This window comes from Paenibacillus sp. cl130 (assembly GCF_900116035.1).
Classification (GTDB): Bacteria; Bacillota; Bacilli; order Paenibacillales; family Paenibacillaceae; genus Paenibacillus; species Paenibacillus polymyxa_B.
The window spans coordinates 355,110-375,473 of sequence record NZ_FOYG01000006.1; the positions used below are offsets into that span (position 1 = coordinate 355,110).

Sequence of the window (20,364 nt, forward strand, 5' to 3'; positions counted from 1 at the left end):
AATAGTCCACTCGCATTAACATCGAGTGGACTATTCGTTGTATACACTAAATGACTGAGATCTAACGGTTCTGCATACTCAATCTTATGGAGCCATTTCCAAAAACTTAGCTGTCGGGTTTTTCTCCATAGCCGTACGCATAGCATACTCGTTTTCGAACAAGGCAACATAATTGCCCTTCTTATCCTTTACCAGCGTAGAGTTAATACGGAACTTGCTCGGATCAATCTGATCATCCACAATCCAACGTGCAAATTGGAATGGCATACGCTGAAGCTGTACATCAACGCCATATTCACCCTTCATGCGGTACTCAAATACTTCAAATTGCAGTTGCCCGACAACACCCAATAGCGTATCGTCAAAGCTTACCGTACGGAACACCTGAATCATACCTTCCTCGGTCAACTGGTCAATACCCTTCAGATACTGTTTGTGCTTCAAGGCATTTTTCACCGTTACCTTGGCAAAAATCTCAGGCGAAAAGGTCGGCAATTCATCAAACACAACCTCGCTACCTTGGCTGAGTGAATCACCAATACGGAAAATACCCGGGTCAAACAATCCTATAATATCGCCAGGAAAAGCCTCCTCGACAATATCACGGTCCTGTGCCAGGAACTGCTGTGGCTGAGACAGCTTAATCTCCTTGCCCATCCGTACATGCTTAACACTCATCCCGCGTTGAAACTTACCGGAGACAATACGCAAAAATGCAATACGGTCACGGTGAGCCGGGTTCATGTTCGCTTGAATTTTAAATACATAGCCGGTAAACTTTTCGTTTGTTGGCTCAATTTCCCCAGCTGTACTACGGCGCGGCTCCGGTTTAGGAGCAAGCTGAAGGAAGTTTTCCAAAAATGTTTGTACACCAAAATTATTAATCGCACTGCCGAAGAATACAGGTGTTAATTCTCCACGCTGTACTTTTTCCATGTCAAAAGGATCACCCGCGACGTCAAGCAACTCCAAGTCTTGGCATAATTGGTCATGCAAATATTCGCCCGCCATCTCACGAATGATTGGATCATTGTAATCTTCCACTTTTTGTACTTTGATCGTGGAATGGTCATCTCCCTGAAACAGCTCGACCTGATTTTTGACACGGTCATAGACACCACACAGCTCGCGTCCTGTACCAATCGGCCAATTCATAGGCACCGAACGGATGCCAAGCACCTGCTCCAGCTCCTCCATCAAATCAAAAGGACTGCGTCCCTCACGATCCAGTTTGTTAATGAAGGTGAAAATCGGAATTCCACGCTTCGCACAAACTTGAAACAGCTTAATCGTTTGCGCTTCCACACCTTTCGCTACGTCAATCAGCATGACTGCACTATCTGCTGCTGTTAATGTACGATACGTGTCTTCACTGAAATCCTGGTGACCTGGGGTGTCCAGAATATTGATGCGGTGACCATTATAATCAAATTGCATTACTGAGGATGTTACAGAGATCCCCCGCTGTTTTTCAATCTCCATCCAGTCACTCGTGGCGTGTTTGCTTGCTTTACGCGCTTTAACTGAACCAGCAAGACGAATCGCGCCCCCGAACAGCAGCAGCTTTTCCGTCAGTGTCGTTTTACCCGCATCCGGGTGAGAAATAATCGCAAACGTACGCCGTTTGTCGACTTCCTGTTGAAGTATATCTGTTGTTTTACTCATTTCACATATCCCTTCATGATCAAATCCATTGCATTACTGCTCAAGCTATTCATAAAAAGGCCATGACGCACGCCTATTTTCATAAGTTCATCGGCCCTATCAGCTATATTGCCGTTAGCTCCAGTATTCGGCGTACTCCGTTACCATATTCATTATAAATACGATCTATTTACATGTTTTAGCCTGCCTTTAACTTATAATCAGTTGCAAACTGAAAACCTGAGACTAAGCTATTATAGCACACTCGGAACGCAAAGCATCCCCTTACGTCCTGAACAGGACATAGGGGGATGCAGGACAAATCGGGATTACTGAACGCCGCCTACTCGCCAGATGACATTATCTTCATCCTGACCGCTAACCGGCCACCACTTGAAGCCATCCTGCTCCAATAGCTTGTGAGCACCTTCCGGTCCCCATGAGCCTGCAGCATAGGTTTCCAGCGTATCCGGGGCCTGCTGCCATGCCTTGGCGATTCGATCGACGAATCCCCATGCCGTGGCAACCTCATCCCAACGCGTGAAGTACGTCGAATCACCCTCAATCGCATCCATCAGCAATCGTTCATAAGCCTCTGGTGAGTTGATACCCACCATACAGCTTTGGCAAAAATCCATAGCCAGTGGCTCAATATCTGATTCGGAACCGGGTTTCTTGGCATTGATTTTAATGTAAATGCCCTCCATTGGATTGACCCGAATCACGAGCAAGTTCGGTTCTAGCTTATGCTTTTGACCGAGATACACGTTCGTTGGCATGCTCTTAAATTCCACAACAATCTCCGTTGTTTTTACAGGGAGACGTTTGCCCGTACGAATATAGAACGGTACGCCAGCCCAACGGAAATTATCAACAAACACGCGTGAAGCAAAATAAGTCTCTGTGTTCGACTGTGGATCTACCTTGTCTTCTTGGCGATACCCCGGCAACTGCTGGCCGCGATAACTGCCTTCGGTGTATTGGCCACGTACCACATTGGTTTTCACATCCTCAGACGTTTCAAAAGGGCGCAGCGAACGCAGCACTTTTACCTTTTCATCACGGATATCCTCAGGCAACAAACGACTAGGTGGTTCCATCGCAATCATCGTTAGCATTTGCAACATATGGTTCTGTCCCATATCCCGCAAGGCGCCGGAATGATCGTAGTAACCTCCGCGTTCCTCCACCCCTACCGTTTCACTAAGCGTAATTTGCACATTGGCAATATGCTTATTATTCCACAGTGGTTCAAAGAAGGCGTTCGCGAAGCGGATCACCTCAATATTCTGTACCATTTCCTTACCAAGATAGTGATCAATCCGATAAATTTCTTCTTCGGCAAATACTTCTCGTATTTCAACGTTCAATTCTTGTGCAGATTCGAGGTTATAACCGAATGGCTTCTCAATTACTAGGCGATTCCAGCCCTTGCCATCCATCATGCCGCCATCTTTCAAGCTCTTCGACACGCTTCCGAATAATTCAGGAGCCAAGGCCAAATAAAACAACCGATTTCCCGGTATGTTAAACTTGCTTTCTATAGACTCCGTCTGCTGTCTCAGCTCATGGAACCCTTCGACATTGTTTATATCCAGCGATTTATATTCAAAATGCTCGGCAAATGCCTGCCATTCTTGATCATTTTCTGCTTTGTAGCGACTAAACTCCTGTATTGAAGCATACAGGTCATTACGGAATTCTTCCTCTGTGCGCGGACGCCTTGCTACACCAATAACGGCAAAATCTTCAGCAAGCTTGCCTTCGCGGTACAAGCTGTAAATAGCAGGAAAAAGCTTGCGACGAGCCAAATCGCCCGTAGCGCCAAAAATAAACAGAACTGCGCCTTGCGTCACAACAGATTCTTTAGCAGGTATGTCAGCCATGAAGTACCTCATTCTTCCCATGTCAAGATTCCGCAATCCACAATCCCCGAAATCCGCATGTAGTATTGTGTATATTTATACAAGATCATACTTGATTTTCGAAAAACATGGAACTAAAGATTTGATGATATTTTATCATATCCTACATGGATAAGCTATCCGATGAATCATAAATTTACCTTATAAGTCAGTATTCAATCGTGATGAGCGGGAAACCGAGCGTTATACGTGTATTCTGCTGCTCCCTATCTTCATGTACAGCCATCTGCATCTGGACCTGATGCTCACCGCTTTGAATCATTAACGGCAGCTCTGGAGCTTCATAGGATATAGCCACAGTAGTCGCATCCGTATATCTTTCTTTGGCCTGCATGGAGATGTTCTCTGCTAAGCTCGCCTCTGTCAGTTTCAACAGTTGATCTTTGGATTCCTTTGTATGCAGCGAACGCTGAAGGGCTGTGTTCCACTGCGCTTGAATCCCCATAGATTTTAATTGCTCAGCACAAAGCTTATGAAGCTGAATCAACCGCTCACGTCCTGCATTATTACTCTCCAGTTGAACAACTACATACCATTGTCCAGTTTGACGTTCCATCACATTTAAGCGGATTCTTAGATCCTCACTATGACGAACAGAACGATAAACCGTGTGTCCATTTTCTACGAGTTTGTTTACTGTGGGTATATTCAGCTGATCGGCTATCTGTGCCGCCACATCTGCCGGCTCTTCATGGTTAGAAATCCAATCGCCTTGCCACTTCACAACCAGCTTATCCAACGTACCCGGGGCCTGGTCCGAGATGATTAACAATGAACGTAAAGCCGTTTCTGCTTCGCGGGAATCATATCGGTTTGTCTGAAGGGTTCCGTATCGCCAGCCAGCCAGTACCAGCACCGTTCCTAATACCAAAATTGCAATAATCCCTTTTTTAATCAGCTCTGCTTTTAACATTATCGTTCCCCCCGCTCCACAACCATCCGATTCCCACACCTACGCTCTGGTTACTTTCTTTTTCGGCTGGTTTGAAATCTATCAATCTATCAATAGCATTCCCTTTGTCAAAGGTTTTATACACACAGCTACGGCAAAGCCCTTCTAAAATATTCATCTGCCTACTGGGTGTTCGACCATACATCGTAGGCACCGTAAGAATAGACTATGATCACAATGCATCTTACACCAAAAGAGGTGAAATCATGTTTCCGATTTATCCTGTAAATGAAGCCAATGTGGCACCTCATGGTGGACGTCTGGTCTGTGCCGTTATGCGTGATGGTACACGACACATCGGCATCTTAAGTGGGTGTAGCAAAGGCAAGCTGATGTTGAACGGATATCCACCCTCCTTTCCTGGCAGTCTCTACGCCGGGAGCTACAGTAACAAAGGAAAACAATCCCCAAAAAAGAATTCCTCTAAAAAGAAAAAAAGGAATCCTAAAAACAAAGCTCGTACCTCTGCCAAACTAAATGCCTTAATTAAGCCGCCCAACGCACCTCTGAGTCCATCCTTTCCTTATGACGCAGGCGGATTTGCTGGAAATGGTTATAGTAGTTATGGAAATGGCAGACCAGGCTATCGCGGTGGGTACGGCGGATATGTATACGGGGCAGGGCTTGCACTAGATCTGGCTTTAATCGCCTTTTTATTCCTCCTGATCTAAACACCTTGTTATGGAACACAAAAAACCGGAGGACTATTGTCGTCTCCGGTTTTTTGTATTCGTTTATTCTACATTCTACTCTGCTAATCCGTTCTTATAGGCATAGATCGCCGCCTGTGTACGGTCTTCCACTCCTAATTTAGCGAGAAGGTTCGTGACATGGAATTTTACCGTCTTAATCCCGATAATCAGCTCATCTGCGATATCCTGATTAGACTTCCCTTGTGCCAACAGGCGAAGCACCTCCATCTCACGATCAGTCAGTTCCGTATGCGCGGGTGCCTCAGCCTGTGGCTGGCGAAATCGATTCATCATCTTGGAGGCCACCTGTGACTCTAGTACGGACTGTCCGCGTGCAGCTGCACGGATCGCATCCGCTATCTCGGAAGCACGAGACGTTTTGAGCAAATAGCTGAATGCCCCTGCCTCAATGACCGGATACATTTTCTCATCGTCCAAATAACTCGTCAGCACAATCACCTTTGTCTCTGGAAGCAGACGAGTTACTTGGCGTGTCGTTTCGATGCCATCCATGCCATCCATGACCAGATCCATCAAAATGACATTTGGCTTGTATTCGGAAGCCAACCGTATGCCTTCTTCTCCGCTTCCGGCCTCGCCGACCACTTCAATACCTTCTTCCGTCCCCAGCACCGCCGCAAGACCAATCCGTACCATTTCATGGTCGTCTACCAGCAGTACGCTAATCGGTAATTCCGTTTCCATGATCATCGTTCCTTCCGCTTTCATCATTAATAACTGGCACGGACACCTCGATCCGTGTTCCTTTTCCTGGTGCCGTTATATATTGAATAGCTCCCCCAATTTCACTGACCCGCTCCTGCATTGTGGATAATCCATATGAAGTCTGCTTTTTCTCATCCAGTTCAAAACCAATACCGTTATCCCGAATCGTCAGCCTGATGGAATCCGGGCGTTGCACGATACGAATTTCCATGCGGGTTGCTTTGGCATGACGCAATGTATTAGACATCGCTTCCTGAACAATACGAAACAAGTGGTTCTCAATGCCTTTAACCAACTGTACTCCGCTTTCAATCTCAAAATCAATCTCCATCGGTACCTTTGCCTGCAACTCCTGTACCAAATCACGCAAACCCTGCTCAAGCCGTTTTCCTTCCAGATAGACAGGCCGCAGATGAAGTAGTAACGCCCGCATTTCGGATTGTGCCACGGAAGACATTTCTTCAATTAGCGCAACTTGACGCTGCGCTTTATCAAAATCCTTATCCAGCGTCCTCCCCACAGCCGTCGCCGTCATTGAAATAGCAAATAATTGCTGTGATACGGCGTCATGCAACTCTCTGGCCAGCCGCTGCCGCTCCTCCACAATCGCAGTCATCCGTGCCTGTTCTGCCAACTGAGCATTATCCGTGGATAAGCGTTGTAAAGACGTAACTTGTTCCTGCCATTTACGCCCGATCCGTTCCAGCTGCTCTCCCAGCCTGCCAAGCTCATCATGCCCTAGGGGCGGCAACTCACGTGCAGGAGTTCCCTTTTCCCACATCAGCAACGTCTCTCTCAACATTTCCAATCTGCTTTTAAAGCGGTAGCTCTCATAAAATCCGTACATTGCCCCTGTACCAATCAACACCAGTATAACGGCTCCTGCAACTTTCAATATCATGCCCCAGGTTGGGAACGACTTCACATATCCATATGTATACAGCATATAAAAGACAACTACGCCCACAACAACACACAGGAGGATACCTTCACCCATACTGCGGGTTACCATGTTGGACGTTTTTTTATGATTCATCCCGGCTCCTCCTGATTCAATAAAATCGGACGCGGACATCGCCCGCCAAGTACGAAACGACAAACTTCACTTTATACTCACTCTGCTCAAAATGGGGAGACTTCCAAACCAGTCGATTGAGCATCCCCGCCTCATGATCCCGGTCAAACTGAATCTGTCCGAACAATACAAGCATCTCCACCTCTACACCGTAATTATCCGGTAACGTGATGTCAATGTCACCGAAGATCCCTTGTAGAAATATGACGGACTCACGTTCCTCTGGGAGAGCCAACGTCAGGTCAGCATCCACGTCCCCAACCACATGCCATATGCTTGTGCTGCGCAGACTCCAAGGCACTTCATCCCATTTATGATTGGATATAAAATTGTGCTTGAATATGGAGCTTTGACCTTTATGCAGCTTCCTTGAACGTGAATAGAATACAGCTAATGATGCTAGTGTAACTACCACAAACAGGAACAAATGATCCAGCACTAACAGTCCAGCACCAATCGCGAGCATCGTGTAACCTTTTTTGATTTTGGAATTACGGATCTTATATATTCCGGCCAACATTAGGATCAGTGCAACCACGGAGAGGAACCCAATCCACTGACCGAATAAAATGATAACCCCGATGCCAATCCCTGCCAGTGCCAAGGCTGATTTTTTTCTCTCCATGCTGCACCCCCTTTTTGTTTATACAGGACGGAAAAGCCATAGTGGCGCGACATTCCGCCATATGGCTTTCCCGGACCATACAGATTGAGCACGATCATCGACCAATGTCCATTCCATACAGCATATCATAATGTCTTGTTTCCGAGTAGTCAGTCCTTCTTCATATCGACTGGTTTAGCACCTGTCTGAATTTTGGACTTAAGCTGTTGAAGCTGCTCATCCACTTTAAACTGTTTTTCAGCCTCAGCTGGATTAATATATGCTTCTCCTGGAGCTTGACGGTAAGGAGCACGCAGTACGTCAGCTTCAGCTTCCATTTGCATGATTTTTTCTTCCATACGGTGGAAGCCCAATGAAGCAGACCCACTTTCAATCGTGTGCAAACTATTGATTTGAGACATTTGCTTTTTGGCTTTCGCCATTTGAGCACGGGATACCAACTCATTGCGCTTGTTGCGCATTTTATAAAATTCATCTTTCATGTCGTGAAGCTGCTGTACCAATTCTTTTGCTTGAAGCTCAGCTTGTGTGTGCAAGTCGCGGTATTCGTCCTGCTTTTGCACAAAATAAATCTTCTCTCCCAACAGCTTTCGTGCTACTTCTTCCTGACCATTTCGTAATGCGGATTCGGCTTGCTTCTCACGCTCATTGGATACACGTACCGCTTCCTCCAAACGCTGTTTCATACGTCGTTCATTCGCCATTTGCTTGGCAACCGTTACCTCAGCCTCGTGAATTTCCGCCTCCATATCGCGCAAATATTGATTCAACATAATAATCGGATCTTCCACTTTATCCAACACTTCATTCACCGATGCTCTTGTCATATCCTTCATTCTTTTAAAGATCCCCATTATTTACGATCTCCCTTCTCGAATTGCTCTACTTTTTTGCGTAACTCTGCCAATTCTTTTTTCATTGCCTTTTTCTCAATATCTTCCATCATGGAATCCAAGTCGTTGTTCTGACCTGTGTTAAATTTGGATGAGTTGCGGGCATCTTGACCAAAAAACGGGTTCGAATTGCCGTATGCGCCGCCCTGATTGTAACCAGTTCCCTGCCCATACTGCGATCTTGTATTGTTACTGCCATAATAGCGCGGGTCCTGTTGATTATAGGGTCCGCTGTCAGGGCCAAATCCTCCATCGAAAGGAGATCTCGGCTCCTTGGAGATAACCAGTGCCGCAATCACATAAATCATAAATGTGGTTCCTGCTGTAATAAAGAAACTGATCACAACCAGAATACGAATCCATGTTGAGTCCATTCCTGTTGCGTCAGAAAGACCGCCACATACACCTGTTATTACTCTATCCCGGCTTGATCTGTAAATTCGGGTCATTATCAATTTACTCCTTCCCGCTGTTGTTCAGCTTGCTTTTCAGTCTCTCCCACTCTTGTTCAAGCAACGATCCACCGCCTTGGGCATCCTGTACATGGTCGCCCTCACCCCGACGTAAATCACGCAGACTCATCGTTTCTGCTTCCATATCGGCTACTCGGTCTTCCAAGCGGTTGAACATTCGGGGAACATTTCGTCCACCGTATGTACCAGCCCGTTCGTTCATTTGCTGCTGGAGTCTCAACGTCTGTACACGTGCCGCATAATACTGACGCTTGCTGTGTACCGTTTGATATTCTGTCTTTAACGTATCTAGCTGTTGTTCTAGCTCACGTAGTGATTCACGGCTCTGCTCCCACAGTTCTCTATACTGCTCTTCTTTTTCTGCATATAGCATTTTCTCCTGAAGGGCCAGCTTCGCGATATGTTCTTCATCAGCCTTCAAAGCCAGTAGCGCCTGTTCCTCCCGTTTGGTCTGCATGGACAATGCATGATCCAACTGCTGCTTCATCTGTCTTGTGTGCATCGCATACTGTTGATGGAGTTTTTCCGCTTCGGCAATTTCCTGGCGGGTATTATACAAGAACTGGTCAATTAGTTGCACCGGGTCTTGGCTTTGTTCCAAATGCTCATTGAAGGTCGCTACCGTGATATCTCGCATTCTTCGAAAAACACTCATTTGCGTCTGCTCCTTTCACAATTCGTATTGCCATAATTTATCACTTCGTTGCTACAATCTTTTTTCATTCGTCAAACTGCTAAAATCAGTAACGTCTTCTGCGGTCACTCAGCAGGGAAACACCAAATATGATCAACCCGATTGCCAGTAGCGGTCCCAGAAGCCAGGACAGTTTGCCAAGCAAAATCAGTACCCCGAGTACAAGTACGATCCAGCCGAAGAGCGCATTTCCTTTTTTCACACCGTAGTAGCCTAGCATGACCATAGCTATCGGAATTAAGTAACCAATCAGATGTCCTAAAAAGTGACCGAAAAACGGAGTAAACTTACCGAGCAGCATAATCGAACCCAACACGATCAGTACAATCGCTAACCCATTCCCTTTGTTAACTCTCATCATCTCTCACCGCCTTTCACTGTGTCTTGCTTATGTTCTTATTGTACGCTGACTTAGCGTTCGACAAAACGGACCCCAGACGGTTTTTGAACCTAGACCTAAGTCGGGGATGAATATAGACCTGCGGCTATCACCCTCTATGCTGTTCTGCTGCACGGGCTATCGAGTGTTGCTCACCCGCTTGCTTGGAGCGTAGTGACAGGACAAGACAAGCCAGTAACGCTATAGCTGCAACCATATAAGGCAGGTTAATATGAACATCGAACAACAGTCCTGCAATTAACGGTCCAATCACATTACCCAAGCTTGTATAGGACGAGTTCATTCCTGCCACAAAGCCTTGCTCATCTCCGGCCTGCCGCGATAGAGAAGTGCTTACTGCTGGACGAAGGATATCCATAGCCAGAAAAATGATAAAGGTCGTCAGCATAATCATCACATACTGTTCAGCAAATAGGGTTAGAAAAATGAAAACGCCCCCAATAGCCAAACAGAGGTGAATTACTTTTTTCTCTCCAAAACGATTAATGATCCATCCAAATATAGTTGCTTGGACAACTGCTCCCATAATGGAGCCTGTCGTTATAATGATGGCAATATCCATTGGTGTAAAACCATATTTATGGTCAACAAACAGTCCAAACACTGTTTCAAAGTTCGCTAACCCAAAAGCAACGACAAATACAATGAGTAAACCCATGAAATATGGAGATTGATATGACTTGGCAAATTGCTGCAAAAGATTTTCTTTTTGACGTGGAAGCTCTCTATTAAATTGTTGCTTTTCCTTGCTTAAAGACTCAGGCAGCACTAACAGAGACAAAATAGCCGCTATTCCCGCAGCTCCTGCTGCCGCAAAGAAGGGAATGCGTATTCCATATGTGGCAAGCAAACCGCCAATCCCTGGTCCTATTATGAAGCCTGTGTTGATCGCTGCATTGATCATTCCCATTCCCTTGCCTCTTTCCTCAAACGAGGTCACATCAGCGACATAGGCCATAATAGAAGGAGTAAGCAATGCTGCCCCTGCTCCACCCATGATTCGTGCTATGAACAGGGTAGGAATGGAATTTGCCAGTCCAAAAACAAGCTCTGATAACATGAAGATGAACATCCCAGAAACAATCAACTTTTTACGTCCATAACGATCAGACAACTTTCCTGACAATGGTGATAACAAAAGCTGTGTCAACGCAAAAGCTGCAACCATCAGCCCCATCGAGGAACCATTCATCCCTAGCTCACTTATAAACTTAGGTAACACAGGGACAACTAAGCCAATCCCCATGAATGCCAAAAAAATGTTAAGCATCAATAACAGCATTGCTCCTCGATTTCTTGTGAGTATAGACATATTTCCACCCTTCCTTTTCCGTATCTCTTTATTCAACATCAGGTAAACTTCATTATTCTTTTTCAAAAACAATTGAAACTAAAATTGTTTTATTAGTTTTCATATAAAAAAATGGCCTCTTCAAATATGCAGCATATTGTTGAGGCTATTTTTTTATTTTTCGACCAATCCGAACAACAGAATATCTACAATAGAATAAGTTGCTTCCTCTACCGTCACACTGTTATCCAGAAAGAAACGCTGATCAAGCGTTAAATTTACAGATTCAATAATAAGCTTCATGATCAGAGCCTCATTTTTGTTCACTATTATTCCTTCTCGAATGCCTTCCTGAATTAATGTTCTAATCGGAGACCAGTCATTTAAATCGGCATGTACCCTTTTCCATTGCTCAGGATAATACTTTTTCATCTGGTCCAATATTCTTAAATCGTAAAACTTATAATACAGAGGCATGACCCTAATCGACTGCTTAATCTTGTCTAACAAAGATAACTCATTATTTTCGATAATTTGCTCAGTTTTACGAATCATATCATCATTAGTACGCTCAATAAGTGTTTCTAAAATAAGCGTCTTAGACGAAAAATGTTCATACAACGTACGCTTACTAATGGCGAGTCTTTTCGCAAGATCATCCATCGTAAATTTCAAACCATTTTCATGAACTTCCTCTACAAAAGCCTCCAAAATTCTTTCCTGCATATTCGTCCTCATTTCTTTCGTGCTCAGTAAACTAGAAAAGTTTTTTCAGTACCATCATCTTACGATAAGATCAAAGCGCTGGTCAAATCCATGTTAACCTTGTTGCCAAAATCATGAATATATAATAAAAAGGATGATAAAATGCCTTTAAGCATTTTATCATCCTTTTGTGTATACCGGCGAGAGGACTCGAACCTCCACGGTTTCCCACTCGATACCGAATACAATCGTGATAATACCTTGTTTAATGAAGTAAAATAAGCACTGCTCGTCGATTTCGACCCGCAAGGTAATCTGTCGATGTACTTTGGTATTGAGCAGCGGGATCAACTTCCGTAGCTATGGTCTGCGACAGGACTAACTCAGTTGCTCAGTATCAAGGAATTTAGAATACTTGTACAACTTCTTTAATATCATCAATTTCCTCAAGAATTGCGCGCTCAATAGCAACCTTTAACGTAATCGTAGCACTTGGGCAACCATTGCAAGCTCCCAAAAATCTTAATTTTGCTATACCGTTCTCAACTTCGACCAGTTCAGCATCTCCACCGTCACGCAGTAAGAAAGGACGTAGTTTGAGAAGAACTTCCGATACTTCATCGAATAAAACTCCATTTTCATCCATTATGTCAACTCCTCCCATTTTTTACCAACCGTCAATTCAGACCTTTTTTCACCCTAGATCGTCTGAGTGATCCTTTGCTTTTTGCCTAAGAGTGACCTCTTGATCCGAAAGTTCCCTTATAAGCGTATGAATAGAGTCTAAAGGTATCATCACACCACAACTTGCGCTCAATCCTGACAGCATATTGAAGCAGAACTGAAGTTTTCGTATCTCTCGGGTAATTTGAGCTAGTTCTGAATCGTCCGAATTATTTTTCTTCATTACTAGCACCTCTTTAAAGAATGATAAAGGTTTGATCTATTAAATTAATGAATCAACCGATGCTTCCTTCCATCTCAAATTGAATCAACCGATTCATTTCAACGGCATATTCCATTGGCAATTCTTTGGTAAACGGTTCAATAAAGCCCATTACAATCATTTGTGTAGCATCTTGTTCTGTAAGCCCGCGGCTCATTAAGTAAAACAATTGTTCCTCGGACACTTTGGATACTGTTGCCTCGTGCTCCAAAGTAATCTGATCGTTTTTAATTTCATTGTACGGAATCGTATCTGATGTTGACATGTTGTCCAATATCAACGTATCGCACTTAATATTGGACTTGGACCCTGCGGAATCGCGGCTGAAGCTGGACAACCCTCGGTAGTTTACTTTTCCGCCCTGCTTGCTGATGGATTTGGATATAATCGTAGATGTTGTCTCGGGAGCAAGGTGAATTACCTTCGCGCCAGCATCTTGATGCTGATCTTTACCGGCTACGGCAATAGACAGGATGGACCCCTTGGCTCCCCGTCCTTTCAATAATACTGCCGGATACTTCATTGTTACCTTGGAGCCGATGTTGCCGTCCACCCATTCCATTGTGGCATTTTCTTCTGCCACAGCCCTTTGGGTTACCAAGTTGTAGATATTAGGAGCCCAATTCTGAATGGTCGTGTAACGGACACGGGAATCTTTCCGGCAAATAATTTCAATAACTCCACTATGCAGAGAACTGGTACTATAAATAGGTGCTGTACATCCTTCAACATAATGGACAAAGCTGCCCTCTTCGGCAATAATTAATGTCCGCTCGAATTGACCCATATTTTCAGAATTAATACGGAAATAACCTTGTATAGGAACCTCGCACTGAACACCCTTCGGAATGTATACAAAGCTACCGCCTGACCAAACTGCACTATTAAGCGCCGCAAATTTATTGTCGGCAGGAGGGATGATCGTCCCAAAATGTTGCTTAAACACTTCGGGGTATTGCTTTAATGCACTATCCGTATCAAGGAAAATAACGCCCTGATCCTCCAGTTCTTTCCGCATGCTGTGATAAACTACTTCCGACTCATATTGAGCGGATACGCCCGCCAGGAACTTTTGCTCCGCTTCAGGGATTCCCAGCTTGTCAAAGGTTGCTTTGATCTCGGAAGGAACCTCCTCCCAGGTCTTTCCCTGTTTTTCAGAAGGGCGAACGTAATACTGGATGTCATCAAGATTTAGCCCGGTCAAATCCGCTCCCCATTCAGGCATCGGCATTTTGTAGAATTGATTCAAAGCTTTCAACCGAAAATTGAGCATCCACTCCGGCTCTTCCTTGATCCGGGAAATTTCCCGGACAATCTCTTCCGTCAGACCTTTTCCAGATTGAAAAATAGACTGGTGCTTGTCGCGAAACCCATATTTATATTCGCCCATATCTGGTGCTTTTTTAGCCATTAGTATCACTCCTTTTTAACCTTTCAAGATTCATTTTGATTTGCTATGATCTGCCGAGCTTGCTTTCCACTAAATCTTTTAGGCGACTGCGAACACCTTCCAGCGGGATCTCCGAAATGACAGGAGCGAGAAATCCAAAAATAACAAGATGTTCGGCTTCACTCCGTGATATCCCGCGCGACATCAGATAATAGATTTGCTCTGCATTTACTTGCCCCACGGATGCAGCATGACCCGCGGTTACATCATCCTCATCTATCAGCAGGATCGGATTGGCATCGCCGCGAGCTTTAGGACTTAGCATAAGCACGCGTTCTGTTTGCTGACCATCACAATGGGTTGCACCTTTTTCAATCTTTGTAATGCCGTTGATAATGGCCGTAGCTTCTTCAAGCATGACTGCACGCGTAATCATCTGGCTTACCGAGCTTCTGCCAAAATGCTGAGCTTGAGTTGTATAGCTCGATTTTCGATTGCCCGTGCCAATAGCAATCACCTTATTGTCGGAGACCGCCCCGTTGCCTTGTAGCAAAGTCTTGGTATCGCTGGCGGTATAACCATTGTTCATCTCACCGATAATCCATTCCACACCCCCATCAGCAAGAACGACCGCCCGTCGCTGGGTGAAATCTGTTGTAGTTGCAGCAAGCTGATGAACCGAAGCTACTTGCACCTTTGAGCCCGCCCCCGCGAAGACCTCCGTCACACCGTTATGCAATACCTTGACATCATCACCACTTGATACACAATTATCCACATAAGTGATCTTGCTGTTGCTCCCTGCCACAATTAAGACGTGAGGAGCAAAACACACACCGCTTGTATCGTTAAGAAAGATCGCTTGAATAGGTGCTTCAACCTCTACACCGTCTGGGACATATAGAAAAACGCCACCACTCCATAAGGCACTGTGTGCAGCAGATAAACGATGTTCTTCTGGCTTTACTGCCTGAAAGAGATAACGTTGAACCAGCTCCTCATGCTCTTTTGCCGCAGTATGCAGATCCGTTAAAATGACTCCCTGGGCGGCTAAGCTCTCGGACAATTTCGTATACACTACATCCGAGTTGAACTGAACGATTAGTCCGCCTTTCACCGGAGAAGCAACCAAACCTCGAACAACCTCCGGCGCTTCCTCCAAACTAGACCACGCATTCTCAGCTTTGTAATCTCCACTTTCGTAGATATCCCATTTTTCGAGATTGATTTTCTCCACTTTAGGCAACTCCAGCGTCCCTGCCAGTTCGAGTGCGTGAACGCGGCGTTCAATCAGCCAACGAGGTTCATCCTTAGCGCTTGACCATGCGCGTAAATCGTCCACATTCATTGAAACTCTAGCTTGTATATCCACGTGCTGTTCCTCCTCTCCGGCTTTTAAGCTTCCCTTACCGTCTCATCCGTAATCCCAAGTTCCTCCTTCACCCAATCGTACCCTTCAGCCTCCAAACGGTGGGCAAGCTCCGGACCGCCAGATTTAACTATCTGGCCTTGCATCATGACATGCACAAAATCCGGGGTAATATAATTCAACAGTCGTTGATAATGGGTGATGATTAAAAAGCCTCTATCCGGGCTGCGCATCTCATTTACGCCATTGGCCACAATACGCAGTGCATCAATATCAAGCCCTGAGTCCACTTCATCCAGGATCACAAACTTGGGTTCAAGTAGCATCATTTGCAAAATCTCATTCCGCTTTTTTTCACCGCCAGAGAATCCCTCATTCAAATAACGATGCACAAATTCCGGGTTCATCTCCAGCCCCTTCATTTTGCTCTCCATTTCACGGATAAAACGGATTAAGGATATCTCATCGCCTTCTTCACGCCGTGCATTGATGGCACTTCTGAGAAAGTCCGAGTTGGTCACGCCAGCAATTTCACTTGGGTATTGCATAGCGAGGAACAAGCCTGCCTGGGCACGCTCATCCACCTCCATCTCCAGAAGGTCTTCATTGTCCAATGTCACCTTACCGCCAGTAACCTCATATTTGGGATGGCCCATTAAAGCTGAAGCCAATGTACTTTTTCCCGTCCCATTAGGCCCCATAATCGCATGAATCTCTCCGCCATGAATCTCCAGTGTGAGCCCTTTTAAAATTTCTTTCCCTTCAATCTTGGATCTTAATTCCTCAATCTTTAATGTCGTCATTTATCGTAAACTTCCCTTCGGAGTATTCTTCGGCACGCGCCACCAAATCACTCATAAATTTTCCAATAGTCTGCAGCTCAACCTCTGAATAGGATTCAATGAATTGGTAAAACCTTTCTTCTTTTTCTTTGTGCAGTTCTTTATGCAAATGATAAACGTGTCTTCCCTTATCCGTTAAACTAAAGTAAATCTCCTTACGATTGCTGTTCAGTTGACTTCTCATAATGAAGCCCATTTCCAGCAGCTTTGCACTAATTTTAGTAATGCTAGCTTTGGACAACCCCATCTTCTCCACAATCCCGGTATGATTTATCGGTTCATAATCACCAATGCAATCAATAACGTGTACACTAGTAATATTGTTGGAGAGCATGTCAATCTGGTACTTTCTGGCCTGTTGCCGAAACGAGTTAAATTCTTGTTCAGTATACAGCTCATTCAGATGTAGCATTTTAATATATTGCTCGTAAAGATGACCTTTAAAATGATTTTGAAACTCCAATTTCCCAATCTCCCCTCTCTTGTAGTAGTTGCAGACCAAGTTCAGTGTCACAATTAGATTATTTTTTATTCACTAGTGAACAAAATTATATTAACACAATTGATATTGATTATCAATATCAATTGTGTTAAATGTGACGCAATTTTGGAGGCGCTTTTCATGGGTTTGTTGTCATTGTCATCGGCCTCATGCTGTGTTTTGACTAGGGCACGTCCCGGAAATGGTTTTGCCTACCTCTGATCAATTCGGCAGCACCCGGATGGATATGGTAACCGAAGCCAAGTCCAATACCGTTGCCTATGAACGTCATGGTACACCTGCCACAGACCGGGGTCGCTACCGTAAAAAGAGGACAAAGGTGGTGCTTGGCCGAGCTGTTTTAAAGCCGTACCGCAGCGTTTGAGTACGCTATCGTGAGCATGAATGGCAATGAATAATCCGTCAGTTACCTGTGTCTGGATATGTTATGGGGCCAAAGAGTATACCAAAAACTGTGGTTTTTGCTGGTGAATCCGAACAGGCGATGCTCCATTCTAGCCAGCACCGATCTGACACTGGAGGCGACCTAGATCATCGAACTTTATACCGCCCGGTTCAAAATCAAATGCACCTTCTGGGCGCTAAAGCAATCCATCGGCGGATTCAGCTACCACTTTTGTAGCAAATCCATTCCGAAGCTCAACCGGTATTTGAAAAAGGATCGGGTTCACCCTCTGGAGTTGTTGGAAGAGGAGAAAGCGCAACGGGACATCCGCCTAACTGTAAAGATAAGAATGGTAAACGATAACCAAAATGGATCCCTACGGGGCTTAAAATAAAAGGAACCAAGAAAAGAGCCGAAATCTTGCTTCAGGAAGCCAGGAAGAATTATCATATGGAAGGACAAGCACTCGCGGTTGAAAACGAAGATATGCTGTAAGAGTAAAAGCGGCTACTCCATCCGGTAATAGCAAAAGGCTGTTCGCAGACTTTATGCTTCAATGGCTAGAGATGATGAAGAACAGTATCGGGCTTATCTCCTATATCTCCTATTCCGACACTGTAAAAGGCCGCGTAGATCCTTTTTCCGAGAGAAAGAGATGTATTGCTTGATGATTTAACTACAGAGGATTTTCAGACCTTGTATACCCATGAAATGAATGTGCAAGGTGTCAGCGCCAATACCGTTATTCATTACCACGCGAACATTTGCAGAGCCCTTCAGTATGCCGTGAAAATAAAGCTGATTGTGGCGAATCTCCCTGACTTAGTTGAAAGCCCAAAAAAGAACAATTACTTCGTGAGCTTCTACAATGCCGAGGAGCTGAATCAACTCCTCGCAGTAATTCGAGGCGAAAGAATTGAACTTTTCGTTATCCTGGCTGCCGTTTATGGGCTAAGCCGAAGCGAGGTCGTAGGATTAAAATGGTCGGCTATTGATTTATTGAATTGGACTATTAATATTAAACATTCCGCCACATCGGGCAATTTGAATGGTAGATATATTGAAATTGAAAAGGACCGAACCAAGAATAAAGCCAGTCGCCGTATACTGCCACTGGTGGACACGTTCTATGAGCTTCTGATTCGTATGAAGGAATAACAGGAATCCTGTCGCTTATCTTCTGACAATTCTTATTGTCTTGAATACCTGGAGTATATTTATGTAAATGTATTAGGGGTAAGCATGAAAGAAGTTCAGGAATGGTTAGGCCACAGCGATTATGCAACAACGGCAAATATTTATTCGCATTTCGAATACAACTCAAAGGTGTCTTCAGCTCAAGCAATGAGTGGGGTACTAAAGCTCAAATAAAAAAAGCCCACTAGAGATTATCTCTAATGAACTCTTTTAGTTAATACCGGCGAGAGGACTCGAACCTCCACGGTTTCCCACTCGATTTTGAGTCGAGCGCGTCTGCCATTCCGCCACGCCGGCATATTCAATTATGGAGGCGCCACCCAGATTTGAACTGGGGAATAAAGCTTTTGCAGAGCTTTGCCTTACCACTTGGCTATGGCGCCAGAGTGTAACAAAGCGGACGACGGGAATCGAACCCGCGACCCTCGCCTTGGCAAGGCGATGCTCTACCGCTGAGCCACGTCCGCATAAAGATGGCTGGGGATATAGGATTTGAACCTATGCATGACGGAGTCAAAGTCCGTTGCCTTACCGCTTGGCTAATCCCCAATAAGTAAAGGGCGGCCGATGGGGCTTGAACCCACGAATGCCGGAGTCACAGTCCGGTGCGTTAACCACTTCGCCACGACCGCCGCAAGTAATGAATAATTGGCAGGGGCAGCAGGAATTGAACCCACACCAACGGTTTTGGAGACCGTTGTTCTACCTTTAAACTATGCCCCTATAAAACTGGTGGAGGATGATGGATTCGAACCACCGAACCCGTAAGGGAGCAGATTTACAGTCTGATGCGTTTGGCCACTTCGCTAATCCTCCAAAATGGTGCCGGCGAGAGGACTTGAACCCCCAACCTACTGATTACAAGTCAGTTGCTCTACCAGTTGAGCTACACCGGCACATTACTCATTTCCCACTTGAAAGGTGGCTCGGGACGGAATCGAACCGCCGACACGAGGATTTTCAGTCCTCTGCTCTACCGACTGAGCTACCGAGCCTTATTATAAGGCTCTTCATTAAACGTTGTATTACTAATGGCGGAACTGACGGGATTCGAACCCGCGATCTCCTGCGTGACAGGCAGGCATGTTAGGCCTCTACACCACAGTTCCATAATAAATTTTAATTGGTTGCGGGGGCAGGATTTGAACCTGCGACCTTCGGGTTATGAGCCCGACGAGCTACCGAACTGCTCCACCCCGCGACAATAATAAATATTTAATTTTCAAATGGTGGAGGCTGAGGGGCTCGAACCCCCGACCCTCTGCTTGTAAGGCAGATGCTCTCCCAGCTGAGCTAAGCCTCCACAATTAAGCACTTCTCATATTATACCATAATGAACTTTTTATTGCAAGTTCTTTTATGATATTTTTATGACCCGTAGGGGATTCGAACCCCTGTTACCTCCGTGAAAGGGAGGTGTCTTAACCCCTTGACCAACGGGCCATGCAATAAAATAATTATGGCGGAGAGAGAGGGATTCGAACCCTCGAGACGCTTTTGGCGCCTACACGATTTCCAATCGTGCTCCTTCGGCCAACTCGGACACCTCTCCATATGGCTCCCCGAACAGGACTCGAACCTGTGACAACTCGATTAACAGTCGAGTGCTCTACCAACTGAGCTATCAGGGAATATTAA

Annotated in this window: 20 protein-coding genes and 15 tRNA genes; 3 read left to right on the forward strand and 32 right to left on the reverse strand. The window is 45.1% G+C overall.

What is annotated here, in order from left to right; genetic code table 11:
* Positions 1-84: 84 nt before the first annotated feature.
* From BM358_RS18385 to BM358_RS18395, 3 genes are all read right to left on the reverse strand, one after another.
* On the reverse strand, positions 85-1,665 hold the full coding sequence (locus BM358_RS18385; RefSeq protein WP_013311888.1) for a peptide chain release factor 3: 1,581 nt from the start codon (positions 1,663-1,665) through the stop codon (positions 85-87).
* Between the two features lie 308 nt (positions 1,666-1,973).
* The gene (gene zwf / locus BM358_RS18390; protein WP_025723630.1) at positions 1,974-3,530 is read right to left on the reverse strand and encodes a glucose-6-phosphate dehydrogenase; all 1,557 of its coding nucleotides are present in this window, start codon (positions 3,528-3,530) and stop codon (positions 1,974-1,976) included.
* Positions 3,531-3,717: 187 nt separating this feature from the next.
* Positions 3,718-4,482 carry a YwmB family TATA-box binding protein gene (locus BM358_RS18395; protein ID WP_028541400.1) on the reverse strand — a complete coding sequence of 255 codons (765 nt, stop codon included), beginning with the start codon at positions 4,480-4,482 and terminating at the stop codon, positions 3,718-3,720.
* Positions 4,483-4,727: 245 nt separating this feature from the next.
* Between BM358_RS18395 and BM358_RS18400 the strand changes: the two genes are divergently transcribed.
* The gene (locus BM358_RS18400) at positions 4,728-5,192 is read left to right on the forward strand and encodes a hypothetical protein (RefSeq protein WP_028541399.1); all 465 of its coding nucleotides are present in this window, start codon (positions 4,728-4,730) and stop codon (positions 5,190-5,192) included.
* Between the two features lie 75 nt (positions 5,193-5,267).
* Here the strand turns inward: BM358_RS18400 and BM358_RS18405 are convergent, their stop codons facing one another.
* The 14 genes from BM358_RS18405 to BM358_RS18475 form a co-directional block, all read right to left on the reverse strand.
* Positions 5,268-5,918, reverse strand: a complete 651-nt coding sequence (locus BM358_RS18405; protein ID WP_013372995.1) for a response regulator — start codon at positions 5,916-5,918, stop codon at positions 5,268-5,270.
* Positions 5,896-6,975: a sensor histidine kinase gene (locus BM358_RS18410; protein WP_023990236.1), complete on the reverse strand. Its 1,080-nt coding sequence runs from the start codon at positions 6,973-6,975 to the stop codon at positions 5,896-5,898. The genes BM358_RS18405 and BM358_RS18410 overlap by 23 nt, the downstream gene beginning before the upstream one ends.
* 16 nt (positions 6,976-6,991) lie before the next feature.
* A complete protein-coding gene (gene liaF, locus BM358_RS18415) occupies positions 6,992-7,639 on the reverse strand; it encodes a cell wall-active antibiotics response protein LiaF (RefSeq protein WP_028541398.1) in 648 nt (215 codons plus the stop codon).
* 149 nt (positions 7,640-7,788) lie between these two features.
* Positions 7,789-8,493, reverse strand: coding sequence for a PspA/IM30 family protein (locus tag BM358_RS18420; protein WP_023990238.1), 705 nt, complete (start codon positions 8,491-8,493; stop codon positions 7,789-7,791).
* Positions 8,493-8,981, reverse strand: coding sequence for a PspC domain-containing protein (locus tag BM358_RS18425; RefSeq protein WP_023990239.1), 489 nt, complete (start codon positions 8,979-8,981; stop codon positions 8,493-8,495). Before BM358_RS18425 ends, BM358_RS18420 begins: the two co-directional genes overlap by 1 nt.
* A 7-nt stretch (positions 8,982-8,988) precedes the next feature.
* Entirely contained in the window at positions 8,989-9,660 is a 672-nt protein-coding gene (locus tag BM358_RS18430) for a PspA/IM30 family protein (protein WP_023990240.1), read from the reverse strand.
* Between the two features lie 85 nt (positions 9,661-9,745).
* Entirely contained in the window at positions 9,746-10,057 is a 312-nt protein-coding gene (locus BM358_RS18435; protein ID WP_013311898.1) for a LiaF transmembrane domain-containing protein, read from the reverse strand.
* 130 nt (positions 10,058-10,187) lie between these two features.
* Entirely contained in the window at positions 10,188-11,450 is a 1,263-nt protein-coding gene (locus BM358_RS18440; protein ID WP_327204603.1) for an MFS transporter, read from the reverse strand.
* Positions 11,451-11,564: 114 nt separating this feature from the next.
* On the reverse strand, positions 11,565-12,116 hold the full coding sequence (locus BM358_RS18445) for a TetR/AcrR family transcriptional regulator (RefSeq protein WP_023990242.1): 552 nt from the start codon (positions 12,114-12,116) through the stop codon (positions 11,565-11,567).
* 385 nt (positions 12,117-12,501) lie between these two features.
* On the reverse strand, positions 12,502-12,741 hold the full coding sequence (locus BM358_RS18450; protein WP_013373004.1) for a NifU family protein: 240 nt from the start codon (positions 12,739-12,741) through the stop codon (positions 12,502-12,504).
* Positions 12,742-13,054: 313 nt separating this feature from the next.
* Positions 13,055-14,452: a Fe-S cluster assembly protein SufB gene (gene sufB, locus BM358_RS18460; RefSeq protein ID WP_023990245.1), complete on the reverse strand. Its 1,398-nt coding sequence runs from the start codon at positions 14,450-14,452 to the stop codon at positions 13,055-13,057.
* 43 nt (positions 14,453-14,495) lie between these two features.
* Entirely contained in the window at positions 14,496-15,803 is a 1,308-nt protein-coding gene (gene sufD, locus BM358_RS18465) for a Fe-S cluster assembly protein SufD (protein WP_371263099.1), read from the reverse strand.
* Between the two features lie 23 nt (positions 15,804-15,826).
* A complete protein-coding gene (gene sufC, locus BM358_RS18470; RefSeq protein WP_016819924.1) occupies positions 15,827-16,603 on the reverse strand; it encodes a Fe-S cluster assembly ATPase SufC in 777 nt (258 codons plus the stop codon).
* Complete coding sequence (locus BM358_RS18475; RefSeq protein ID WP_023990248.1) at positions 16,584-17,105, reverse strand: MarR family transcriptional regulator; 522 nt, start codon at positions 17,103-17,105, stop codon at positions 16,584-16,586. The genes sufC and BM358_RS18475 overlap by 20 nt, the downstream gene beginning before the upstream one ends.
* 220 nt (positions 17,106-17,325) lie before the next feature.
* Between BM358_RS18475 and BM358_RS18480 the strand changes: the two genes are divergently transcribed.
* Positions 17,326-17,508 carry a hypothetical protein gene (locus BM358_RS18480; RefSeq protein ID WP_023990249.1) on the forward strand — a complete coding sequence of 61 codons (183 nt, stop codon included), beginning with the start codon at positions 17,326-17,328 and terminating at the stop codon, positions 17,506-17,508.
* A 681-nt stretch (positions 17,509-18,189) separates the two neighbouring features.
* Complete coding sequence (locus BM358_RS26945) at positions 18,190-18,687, forward strand: tyrosine-type recombinase/integrase (RefSeq protein WP_231517177.1); 498 nt, start codon at positions 18,190-18,192, stop codon at positions 18,685-18,687.
* 257 nt (positions 18,688-18,944) lie between these two features.
* Here the strand turns inward: BM358_RS26945 and BM358_RS18490 are convergent.
* The 15 genes from BM358_RS18490 to BM358_RS18560 all read right to left on the reverse strand — a co-directional run bounded on the left by BM358_RS18490 (position 18,945) and on the right by BM358_RS18560 (position 20,357).
* Positions 18,945-19,023, reverse strand: a tRNA-Leu gene (locus BM358_RS18490).
* Positions 19,024-19,034: 11 nt separating this feature from the next.
* A tRNA-Cys gene (locus BM358_RS18495) sits at positions 19,035-19,109 on the reverse strand.
* A gap of 12 nt (positions 19,110-19,121) precedes the next feature.
* Positions 19,122-19,193, reverse strand: a tRNA-Gly gene (locus tag BM358_RS18500).
* Positions 19,194-19,200: 7 nt separating this feature from the next.
* A tRNA-Gln gene (locus BM358_RS18505) sits at positions 19,201-19,275 on the reverse strand.
* Between the two features lie 10 nt (positions 19,276-19,285).
* Positions 19,286-19,358, reverse strand: a tRNA-His gene (locus tag BM358_RS18510).
* Between the two features lie 17 nt (positions 19,359-19,375).
* A tRNA-Trp gene (locus BM358_RS18515) sits at positions 19,376-19,449 on the reverse strand.
* A gap of 7 nt (positions 19,450-19,456) precedes the next feature.
* Positions 19,457-19,542 (reverse strand) — tRNA-Tyr (locus BM358_RS18520).
* A 4-nt stretch (positions 19,543-19,546) separates the two neighbouring features.
* Positions 19,547-19,622, reverse strand: a tRNA-Thr gene (locus BM358_RS18525).
* Positions 19,623-19,648: 26 nt separating this feature from the next.
* Positions 19,649-19,721 (reverse strand) — tRNA-Phe (locus BM358_RS18530).
* A gap of 37 nt (positions 19,722-19,758) precedes the next feature.
* Positions 19,759-19,835, reverse strand: a tRNA-Asp gene (locus BM358_RS18535).
* 15 nt (positions 19,836-19,850) lie between these two features.
* Positions 19,851-19,927: transfer RNA gene (locus tag BM358_RS18540), tRNA-Met, on the reverse strand.
* Between the two features lie 26 nt (positions 19,928-19,953).
* Positions 19,954-20,029 (reverse strand) — tRNA-Val (locus tag BM358_RS18545).
* A 68-nt stretch (positions 20,030-20,097) separates the two neighbouring features.
* Positions 20,098-20,169: transfer RNA gene (locus BM358_RS18550), tRNA-Glu, on the reverse strand.
* 17 nt (positions 20,170-20,186) lie between these two features.
* Positions 20,187-20,278, reverse strand: a tRNA-Ser gene (locus BM358_RS18555).
* A 3-nt stretch (positions 20,279-20,281) separates the two neighbouring features.
* A tRNA-Asn gene (locus BM358_RS18560) sits at positions 20,282-20,357 on the reverse strand.
* Between the last annotated feature and the right edge of the window lie 7 nt (positions 20,358-20,364).

Excerpts from the sequence above, each read along its gene's own strand:
- BM358_RS18400 (WP_028541399.1), top strand. The coding sequence starts at position 4,728 with ATGTTTCCGATTTATCCTGTAAATGAAGCCAATGTGGCACCTCATGGT.
- sufB (WP_023990245.1), bottom strand. The coding sequence starts at position 14,452 with ATGGCTAAAAAAGCACCAGATATGGGCGAATATAAATATGGGTTTCGC.
- BM358_RS18435 (WP_013311898.1), bottom strand. The coding sequence starts at position 10,057 with ATGAGAGTTAACAAAGGGAATGGGTTAGCGATTGTACTGATCGTGTTG.
- BM358_RS18430 (WP_023990240.1), bottom strand. The coding sequence starts at position 9,660 with ATGAGTGTTTTTCGAAGAATGCGAGATATCACGGTAGCGACCTTCAAT.
- BM358_RS18480 (WP_023990249.1), top strand. The coding sequence starts at position 17,326 with ATGGTTTTGCCTACCTCTGATCAATTCGGCAGCACCCGGATGGATATG.
- BM358_RS18410 (WP_023990236.1), bottom strand. The coding sequence starts at position 6,975 with ATGAATCATAAAAAAACGTCCAACATGGTAACCCGCAGTATGGGTGAA.
- liaF (WP_028541398.1), bottom strand. The coding sequence starts at position 7,639 with ATGGAGAGAAAAAAATCAGCCTTGGCACTGGCAGGGATTGGCATCGGG.
- BM358_RS18450 (WP_013373004.1), bottom strand. The coding sequence starts at position 12,741 with ATGGATGAAAATGGAGTTTTATTCGATGAAGTATCGGAAGTTCTTCTC.
- zwf (WP_025723630.1), bottom strand. The coding sequence starts at position 3,530 with ATGGCTGACATACCTGCTAAAGAATCTGTTGTGACGCAAGGCGCAGTT.
- BM358_RS18440 (WP_327204603.1), bottom strand. The coding sequence starts at position 11,450 with ATGTTGAATAAAGAGATACGGAAAAGGAAGGGTGGAAATATGTCTATA.
- BM358_RS18425 (WP_023990239.1), bottom strand. The coding sequence starts at position 8,981 with ATGACCCGAATTTACAGATCAAGCCGGGATAGAGTAATAACAGGTGTA.
- BM358_RS18395 (WP_028541400.1), bottom strand. The coding sequence starts at position 4,482 with ATGTTAAAAGCAGAGCTGATTAAAAAAGGGATTATTGCAATTTTGGTA.
- BM358_RS18445 (WP_023990242.1), bottom strand. The coding sequence starts at position 12,116 with ATGCAGGAAAGAATTTTGGAGGCTTTTGTAGAGGAAGTTCATGAAAAT.
- BM358_RS18420 (WP_023990238.1), bottom strand. The coding sequence starts at position 8,493 with ATGGGGATCTTTAAAAGAATGAAGGATATGACAAGAGCATCGGTGAAT.
- BM358_RS18385 (WP_013311888.1), bottom strand. The coding sequence starts at position 1,665 with ATGAGTAAAACAACAGATATACTTCAACAGGAAGTCGACAAACGGCGT.
- BM358_RS18405 (WP_013372995.1), bottom strand. The coding sequence starts at position 5,918 with ATGGAAACGGAATTACCGATTAGCGTACTGCTGGTAGACGACCATGAA.
- sufC (WP_016819924.1), bottom strand. The coding sequence starts at position 16,603 with ATGACGACATTAAAGATTGAGGAATTAAGATCCAAGATTGAAGGGAAA.